This window comes from Curtobacterium sp. Csp2 (assembly GCF_013347165.1).
In genome coordinates, this window is the sequence record NZ_CP054593.1 from 1,245,816 (window position 1) to 1,253,052 (window position 7,237).

At 73.7% G+C, this 7,237-nt stretch carries 11 protein-coding genes; 7 read left to right on the top strand and 4 right to left on the bottom strand.

The genetic code is table 11. The annotated features are described in order from the left end of the window. The first annotated feature begins 116 nt into the window (after nt 1-116). Nucleotides 117-1,055: a cysteine synthase A gene (gene cysK / locus HUN59_RS06195; protein WP_174777867.1), complete on the top strand. Its 939-nt coding sequence runs from the start codon at nt 117-119 to the stop codon at nt 1,053-1,055. Next, nucleotides 1,052-1,636: a serine O-acetyltransferase EpsC gene (gene epsC, locus HUN59_RS06200; protein ID WP_254630011.1), complete on the top strand. Its 585-nt coding sequence runs from the start codon at nt 1,052-1,054 to the stop codon at nt 1,634-1,636. Before cysK ends, epsC begins: the two co-directional genes overlap by 4 nt. 18 nt (nt 1,637-1,654) lie before the next feature. On the opposite strand, the gene HUN59_RS06205 is transcribed toward epsC, so the two are convergent. Further along, nucleotides 1,655-1,957, bottom strand: coding sequence for an excalibur calcium-binding domain-containing protein (locus tag HUN59_RS06205; protein WP_167510116.1), 303 nt, complete (start codon nt 1,955-1,957; stop codon nt 1,655-1,657). Between the two features lie 135 nt (nt 1,958-2,092). Between HUN59_RS06205 and HUN59_RS06210 the strand changes: the two genes are divergently transcribed. Then, a complete protein-coding gene (locus HUN59_RS06210; protein ID WP_174777868.1) occupies nt 2,093-2,482 on the top strand; it encodes an MmcQ/YjbR family DNA-binding protein in 390 nt (129 codons plus the stop codon). A 41-nt stretch (nt 2,483-2,523) separates the two neighbouring features. Here the strand turns inward: HUN59_RS06210 and HUN59_RS06215 are convergent, their stop codons facing one another. Continuing rightward, entirely contained in the window at nt 2,524-3,162 is a 639-nt protein-coding gene (locus tag HUN59_RS06215; protein ID WP_174777869.1) for an MOSC domain-containing protein, read from the bottom strand. A gap of 88 nt (nt 3,163-3,250) precedes the next feature. Between HUN59_RS06215 and HUN59_RS06220 the strand changes: the two genes are divergently transcribed. Genes HUN59_RS06220 through HUN59_RS06235 form a run of 4 tightly spaced genes read left to right on the top strand, consistent with a single transcriptional unit; the run spans nt 3,251 to nt 4,929 of the window. Beyond that, nucleotides 3,251-3,427: a hypothetical protein gene (locus HUN59_RS06220; RefSeq protein WP_167510115.1), complete on the top strand. Its 177-nt coding sequence runs from the start codon at nt 3,251-3,253 to the stop codon at nt 3,425-3,427. A gap of 16 nt (nt 3,428-3,443) precedes the next feature. Next, nucleotides 3,444-3,998 carry an RNA polymerase sigma factor gene (locus tag HUN59_RS06225; protein WP_058742663.1) on the top strand — a complete coding sequence of 185 codons (555 nt, stop codon included), beginning with the start codon at nt 3,444-3,446 and terminating at the stop codon, nt 3,996-3,998. Beyond that, nucleotides 3,989-4,624 carry an Asp23/Gls24 family envelope stress response protein gene (locus tag HUN59_RS06230; RefSeq protein WP_144804458.1) on the top strand — a complete coding sequence of 212 codons (636 nt, stop codon included), beginning with the start codon at nt 3,989-3,991 and terminating at the stop codon, nt 4,622-4,624. Before HUN59_RS06225 ends, HUN59_RS06230 begins: the two co-directional genes overlap by 10 nt. Then, nucleotides 4,621-4,929, top strand: coding sequence for a hypothetical protein (locus HUN59_RS06235; protein ID WP_114849781.1), 309 nt, complete (start codon nt 4,621-4,623; stop codon nt 4,927-4,929). Before HUN59_RS06230 ends, HUN59_RS06235 begins: the two co-directional genes overlap by 4 nt. A gap of 76 nt (nt 4,930-5,005) precedes the next feature. On the opposite strand, the gene HUN59_RS06240 is transcribed toward HUN59_RS06235, so the two are convergent. Continuing rightward, nucleotides 5,006-6,154 carry a low temperature requirement protein A gene (locus HUN59_RS06240; RefSeq protein WP_254630012.1) on the bottom strand — a complete coding sequence of 383 codons (1,149 nt, stop codon included), beginning with the start codon at nt 6,152-6,154 and terminating at the stop codon, nt 5,006-5,008. A 64-nt stretch (nt 6,155-6,218) separates the two neighbouring features. Continuing rightward, the gene (locus tag HUN59_RS19640) at nt 6,219-7,091 is read right to left on the bottom strand and encodes a phospholipase (protein ID WP_254630013.1); all 873 of its coding nucleotides are present in this window, start codon (nt 7,089-7,091) and stop codon (nt 6,219-6,221) included. Between the last annotated feature and the right edge of the window lie 146 nt (nt 7,092-7,237).

Genomic DNA, 7,237 nt, shown 5'->3' on the forward strand with positions numbered 1-7,237 from the left:
CGCGCGTCAGCGCACGTCACAGGACAGGGGAACGCCGGGTGCCGTCGCTAGGATCGCAGCGCACCACGCGCCTCCAGTGCAGGGGGTGCGCACCTGACCCGCAGAGGACGGACCGGATGAGCGGCACCATCTACGACAACATCTCGCAGGCGTTCGGGAACACCCCGCTCGTGCGACTGAACCGGCTGCCGCAGCCGGGCGGTGCCGAGGTCCTCGCGAAGCTCGAGTTCTACAACCCCGGGTCGAGCGTGAAGGACCGTCTCGGCGTCGCGATCATCGACGCGGCCGAGGAGTCCGGCGAGCTGCAGGCCGGCGGCACCATCGTCGAGGGGTCGTCCGGCAACACCGGCATCGCGCTCGCCCTGGTCGGAGCCGCCCGCGGTTACCGGGTCGTCATCACGATGCCCGAGACGATGAGCGTCGAGCGCCGGGCGCTGATCCGTGCGTTCGGTGCCGAGATCGTCCTCACCCCGGGGCCGGAGGGCATGAAGGGTGCTGTCTCGCGTGCCGAGCAGATCGTCGCCGAGACGCCGGGAGCGATCCTCGCCCACCAGTTCGAGACCCCGGCGAACGCCGCGATCCACCGGAGGACCACGGCGGAGGAGATCCTCCGCGACACCGAGGGCCACGTCGACGTGTTCGTCGCGGGCGTCGGGACCGGCGGCACCATCACGGGCGTCGGCCAGGTCCTCAAGGAGCGCGTCCCCGGCGTGCAGATCGTCGCCGTCGAGCCGAAGGACTCCCCGCTCCTGACGGAGGGCAAGGCCGGGCCGCACAAGATCCAGGGCATCGGCGCGAACTTCGTCCCGGAGGTCCTCGACCGTTCCGTCATCGACGAGGTGTTCGACGTCGAACTCGACGACGCACTGCGCGTGGCCCGGGCGCTCGGGACGGAGGAGGGCATCCTCGCGGGCATCTCCTCCGGCGCGATCATCCACGCGGCCGTGCAGATCGCCGCGCGCCCGGAGAACGCCGGCAAGCGGGTCGTCGCGATCGTGTGCGACACCGGTGAGCGCTACCTGTCGACGCCGCTGTTCGAGGGGCTCACTGCGTGACGCGTGCCGTCCGACGCGGTGTGCTGCGGACGGTCCGCGAGGACCTGGCCGCAGCACGCCGCGGCGACCCCGCCGCCCGGGGCGACCTGGAGAACGCGGTGGTCTACTCCGGCCTGCACGCCGTCTGGACGTACCGGCTGACCCACCGGCTGTGGACCGCCAGGGACCTGCCCGGGTCGCGGTTCGCGGCGCGCGTGCTCGCCCAGCTGGCGCGGTCTGCGACCGGGATCGAGATCCACCCGGGTGCCCGCATCGGTCGACGGCTCTTCATCGACCACGGGATGGGCGTCGTGATCGGCGAGACGGCCGTGATCGGCGACGACGTCGTGGTGTTCCACGGCGTGACGCTCGGCGGCCGCGGGGGCGAGCACGGGCCGGGCGTCCGCCGGCACCCGGCGGTCGGGGACCGCGTCGTGCTCGGCGCCGGGTCGTCGCTGATCGGCGCGATCACGATCGGGTCGGACTCGGTGGTCGGCGCGAACACCGTCGTCACGAAGGACGTACCGGCCGGGTCGGTCGTCACGGGCGTCGCCGGGACCGCGCGTCCCCGATCCGGACACGAGGGCGTGCCCCCGCTCTGACGCGCGGGCGCCCCGGCGTCAGCTCTTCTCGCAGGCGATCCCGTCGCCGTCCGCGTCGAGCCCGCGGTTCGCCTTGTACAGCGCGTCGTCCTTCTTCACGGTGCCCTTGAGCGCCCGGTTCTCGACCTTGCCGGACTTGGTCGTGACGCGGTTCGACGTGACGGACTGCTTCGCGATGCCGCCGGAGTACACCTTCTGCACGGCGGTGCAGTTCTTGTACACGGTCGGTGCCGCCTGGGCGGCCGCGGTGCCGCCGAGGACGACGGCTGCGGCGAGGACGGTGGACGCGGCGGCGATGCCGGCGGTGCGGAGGAGGTGCACGGGTGCTCCCGGGGGTCGTCGGCGCACGACGGGTTCCGTGGCCGTTGTGATCGTACGGCGGGATCGGTGAGGAGTCCTCGCCCCCGAACGGGTCGCACCGTGGTTCGGGTGGGTGCGGTGCGGCATGCTGGGGGGATGGACGGGGCGGCACTGCACGAGGTCACGGTCCGCACCGCGCTGGCGCTGCCCGCGGTCGAGGAGACCCAGCCCTTCGGCGAGGAGTCCGTCGTCTACAAGGTCGTCGGGAAGATGTTCGTGCTCCTCACCGAGCTCCGCGGCGTCCCGATCGTCAACCTGAAGTGCGCACCCCCGCACGGCGCCGCGCTCGTCCGCGACCACGCCGAGGTGTCGCCCGGCTGGCACATGAGCAAGCGGCACTGGATCACCCTCGTGCCGGGCGACGGCCTCGACGAGTCGATGGTCGAGGACCTCGTCGCGAACTCCTACGAACTCGTCGTCGCCGGGCTGCCGCGTGCGGCCCGCCCGCTCGACCCGGCACGCCGCGCCCGCCCCGAGGACGGCTGATCGCGGCGGCGCAGGCCCGATCGCGCGCCGCCCCCTCCGGCTCAGCGCACCCGACCCGGCGCCAGCACCTTCGACACCTCCCGCACGACCTTCGGCGCCAGGCGCTCGCCGGAGTCGAGCACCGCGCGGGCCTGCTCCGGGGTCAGCCCGGCCGAGATCTGCCCGATCGTCACGCCGTGCGCCGGTCGGTGCACGACGACCACCGGGTTCCCGGCCGCCACCGGCCCGGAGCGCACCACGCGGAGGTACGCGCCCGGACGGTTCTCGGCGGCGAACCGCTTCACCCACCCGTCGATGCGCATCCGACGGGCGAAGGTCCCGCAGGGCACCCGGGGGATCGTGACCTCGAGTTCGAGGGTGTCGCCGATCCGCCAGCGCTCACCCGTCACCGCCCCGGTGACGTCGACGCCGGTCGTCCGGAGGTTCTCGCCGAAGAGCCCGGGCGGGACGTCGCGTCCGAGCAGGTCGGCGAAGTACGCGGCGTCCTCGTCGGCGTAGGCGTACACGGCCTGGTCCTCGCCGCCGTGGTGCTTCCGGTCGGCCTGCACGTCGGCGTGCAGCCCGAGGGGCCGGACCCGGACGGGGCCGTCGACCGGACGCTTGTCGATGGCGGTGACGCCGATCGTCCCGGAGTCGCGGAGCAGCTGGTCGACGCGGCAGACGGCGGTGACGGAGGACATGTCCCCAGCCTGCCGTACGGATCGTGCCCGCGGTGTGACGATCCGGCGCTCCGACCCGTCACACCGGTGGAACACACAGGAGGACGACATGACCGGCACCGACACCCACCGCGGCACGCTGCGCAGCGGCGACACGCACCTGCTCGCCCAGGCCCGCGTCCGTGCGCTGGCCACCCGGCCGACCGGACCCTTCCGCGTGACGACCGCGGCGCCCGTCCCGGCACGCCCGGCGTCCCCGGCCCGCCCAGACTTCCCCCACCTGTGACCGGTAGAAGGAACCCGTGCCCCACCAGCCCCTCACGGACCTCGACGACGCCGTCCTCGCCGGCCGGTCCTCCGACGGTGACGTCCGGGCGTTCGAGGTCCTCATCCGGCGGTACACGCCGCTGCTCCGGGCCTACGCCAGACGCACCCTCGGTTCAACCGACGAGCTCGACGACGTCGTGCAGGAGACCTTCATCACGGCCTGGAGCCGTCTCGACGCGCTCGAGGACGGCGCCAAGGTCAAGTCCTGGCTCATGCGCATCCTCAGCCGGAAGTGCATCGACCGCATCCGGGCCCGTCGGGAGCACCTCGACGTCACCGAGCTCGAGGTCGCCGCACCCCGGGACGACGCCCCGGAACGGGTCGCCGAGGCGCGCTCCCGCGAAGAGGCCGCGGAGCGTGCGCTCGCCGAGCTCCCGGAGGCGCAGCGGCGGTGCTGGGTGATGAAGGAAGTGCTCGAGTACCGGTACGAGGACATCGCGGAGGAACTCGACCTGCCCGTGTCCACCGTCCGGGGCCTGCTGTCCCGGGCCCGGAAGAACATGATCCGTCTCATGGAGGCATGGCGATGACCCCGCACCCGGACGACCTCCGGCTCGACGCCCTCGAGCCGGACGACCTCGACGGCCACACGATCGACGAGCTCGCCGACTACCTCGACGACGGCATGCAGCCGGCGGACCCGACGATCGACGACTCCCCGGCCTGCCAGAACGCCCTCGCCGCGATCATCCGGCTGCGCCAGTCCTCGATGGGGTCGCTCGACGCAGCGGCCGCCGAGGAGCCGCCGGCGGACGAGTCCTGGATCGGCGGGGTCCTCGCGAACATCTCGCTCGAGGCTCGTGCCGGCCGCGACGTCCCCCTGATCCCCGAGGCCCCGACCGAACGCCCGGTGATGACCGAGGGCGCGATCCGCTCGCTCGTCCGCAGCGCGGGCGACGTCGTCCCCGGCGTCGTGATCGCCCGGTGCTCGCTCGACGGCGACGTCACCACGCTCGGCGCCCCGGTCCGGGTGCTGGTCGAACTCGCCGTCCGCACCGGCGCGCCCATCCACGCCGCCGCCGAGCAGGTCCGCGAGGCCGTCGCCACGGTCCTCGCCGAGCAGACCGACCTGGTCGTCGACGCCGTCGACGTGCACGTCCGCGACCTGCTGCCGGCCCTGCCGGCCGACGCCGACCACGAGGAGGACCGCGCATGACCTGGGACGACGAGACCGTCGCGGCCGTCGAGGCCGCTGTCCTCGCGGTGCCCGGCGTCGCCGAGCTCTACCGCGCGAAGCCCACGCTCGGGAGCGCGATCGCCTCGGCCCGCAGCCTCGCCTCGCGCACCGCCGTCGCCCGCGTCGTGCTCGACGACGACGTCCTGCGCGTGGTCATCGGGACCGACGGCTCCCGTCCCGCGCCCGCCACCGCCCGCGCCGCGCACGTCGCCGCCCTCGAGACCGCGACCGCCCACGGGGTCGCGCTGTCGCGCGTGGACGTCCGCATCGCACGCATCGGCTGACCGCCCGCGCGACCCGGCCACACGTCGGACTGGAGGCTCGTGGCGCGCCCGCCCCGTGCCTCCCGTCCGACGGTCGTCACCGCCCGCGGTCCGCGACCTCCAGGACCACGACGGTCGCCGCGACGCACAGCGCCGTGAGCACGAGCGCGGCCGCCGGGACGGCGGTCGCGGCGAGGACGGCGAGCGCGAGCAGGACGACCGCGGCGTTGCCGGCGCGACCGAGGGACGGGCGGAGGGCGAGGGCCCAGATCGCCAGGACGAACAGCGCGACCGGCACCGTGACGGTCGCCGCGACCGTGGTGTGCGACAGGTCCGCGTCACCGGTGGCCGCTCCGACGGCGACCTCGATCCCGGCCGGGAGCGCGCCGGCGGCGGCGAAGACGAGGTAGTGGCCGTACCCGAACACGAGCGCGGTGCCGAGCGAGCGGATGTGGGCGTGCTGCTCGCGCGAGAAGTAGATCCACCAGAGCCCGGCGACGACGACCAGCCCGCAGCCGGCGAGCACGAGCAGGGACCCGACGTGCTCGGCGTCGCGGAGGGCGTCGATCACCGCGCTCGCCGAGGCGACGAGCCCCTCGCCGAGGACGATCAGCGTGAAGAGCGAGTACCGCTCCGCGATGTGGCGGGTGTGCCACGGCGTCGTGCGGGTGCCCGACTCGGCGAACGGCGGCACGAGCACCTCGAGGAGCACGAGCACCGGGGCGACGAACGGGACTGCGGCGTGCGGGAGCAGGAGCATGCCGACCCAGAGCGCCTGCACGACGACGATGCCACCGGCGTACCGGAGCGCGGTGCGCCGGTACGCCGGTGCCGAGCCGGCGGCGCGGAGCCACTGCGCGACGAGCGCGAGCCGCATCACGACGTAGCCGGCGACGGCGGTCGTCCAGACCCCGTCGACCATCGCGTCCCGGACGCCAGCGGCCAGGACGAGTACGCCCGCCATCTGCACGAACGTCGTGACGCGGTACGCCCAGTCGTCGGTGTCGAAGGACGTCGCGAACCAGCTGAAGTTGATCCAGGCCCACCAGATGGCGAAGAACACGAGCGCGTAGGACGGCACCGCCGAGGTGATGTGCCCCTCGGCCTCGATCTCGTGCAGGTTCGACGCGGCGAACCCGACGGCGACGACGAAGACCAGGTCGAACAGCAGCTCGAGCGGGCTCGCGGCGCGGTGGTGCTGGTCGGGGTCGCGGGGCGTCATCCGCCGGAGTCCGAGGGTCGTCACCCGGCCAGCCTGCACGACGCTCGGCCCCGGGTGGGAGACCCGGGGCCGAGCGTCGCGGGGGCGATCAGTAGAAGTTGTTCGCCTGCGAGTGTGCCCACGCTGCGCAGGGCGTGCCGTACGCGGAGCTGATGTACTGCAGACCCCACTTCACCTGGGTGGTGGCGTTGGTGCGCCAGTCGGCGGCGATCGTCGCCATCTTCGAGCCGGGGAGCGCCTGCGGGATGCCGGTCGCGCCGCCGTTCGCGTTGACGGCCTGGTAGTTCCAGCCCGACTCCTTGGTCCACAGGCTGTCGAGGCACTGGAACTGCGCGGAGCCCCAGCCGTACTGAGACGACGCGAGCTGCGCTGCCGTGGCCTTGGCGCCGGCCGGGGTGTTCGCGGCGGCCTGGGCGCGGGCGGCCTCGGCGGCAGCTGCGGCCTGCTCGGCGGCGGCCTTCGCGGCTGCCGCGGCACGGGCCTGCTCGTCGGCGTCGGCCTTGTCCTGCGCGGCGCTGGCGTCGGCGACCTCGGTCGTGGCGTCCACCGTCGAGGCGATGTGCGACGTGATGGCGCCGCTCGACATGGACCGGTAGTCGGAGAGGGCCTGCACCTGCTGCTCGAGGGCCGCGGTGTCGGTCTTGTGGTTCGCGTCGGCCAGGACCGTCTGCGCCGTGACGATGGTCGCGGCCGCCTGTGCCTTGTCGAGCGACGCGCCGCGGAGGGCCGGTGTGGCACTGGCGCTCGCGCTCGGGGTGGCGATGCCGAACGCGTCGCCGATCGCGGGCTGCGTGCCGATGGTCGCGACGCCGCCGACGAGCGCGAGGGCCGCTGCGCCGCCGACGACGAGCGCGGTGCGGCTGCGGAGTGCCCGGCGGACCCGGCGGCTGCGGGTGTCGAGTGCCTGGCGGCGGGTGGTAGCGGTGGTCGTGGGGAGGGAGGGGGTGGTGCGTCCTGTCATCGGTTCCGGTGGTCGGCCGGCTGTTGGTGCGGTCCGCGACGGGTCCGGATGCGGTCGATGCACTTTCCGCTCGCTCTCGCACTTCTCTCTCTCCCCTCCCTCCCTCTCCCTCTTCCCTCCCCCCTCCCCCTTCTCCCCCTCCCCCC

What these genes read in the sequence shown, in the direction of transcription:
- cysK (WP_174777867.1), top strand. Translation starts at nt 117, where the DNA reads ATGAGCGGCACCATCTACGACAACATCTCGCAGGCGTTCGGGAACACC.
- HUN59_RS06210 (WP_174777868.1), top strand. Translation starts at nt 2,093, where the DNA reads ATGGACGGGGCGGCACTGCACGAGGTCACGGTCCGCACCGCGCTGGCG.
- HUN59_RS06215 (WP_174777869.1), bottom strand. Translation starts at nt 3,162, where the DNA reads ATGTCCTCCGTCACCGCCGTCTGCCGCGTCGACCAGCTGCTCCGCGAC.
- HUN59_RS06220 (WP_167510115.1), top strand. Translation starts at nt 3,251, where the DNA reads ATGACCGGCACCGACACCCACCGCGGCACGCTGCGCAGCGGCGACACG.
- HUN59_RS06230 (WP_144804458.1), top strand. Translation starts at nt 3,989, where the DNA reads ATGGCGATGACCCCGCACCCGGACGACCTCCGGCTCGACGCCCTCGAG.
- HUN59_RS06235 (WP_114849781.1), top strand. Translation starts at nt 4,621, where the DNA reads ATGACCTGGGACGACGAGACCGTCGCGGCCGTCGAGGCCGCTGTCCTC.
- HUN59_RS19640 (WP_254630013.1), bottom strand. Translation starts at nt 7,091, where the DNA reads ATGACAGGACGCACCACCCCCTCCCTCCCCACGACCACCGCTACCACC.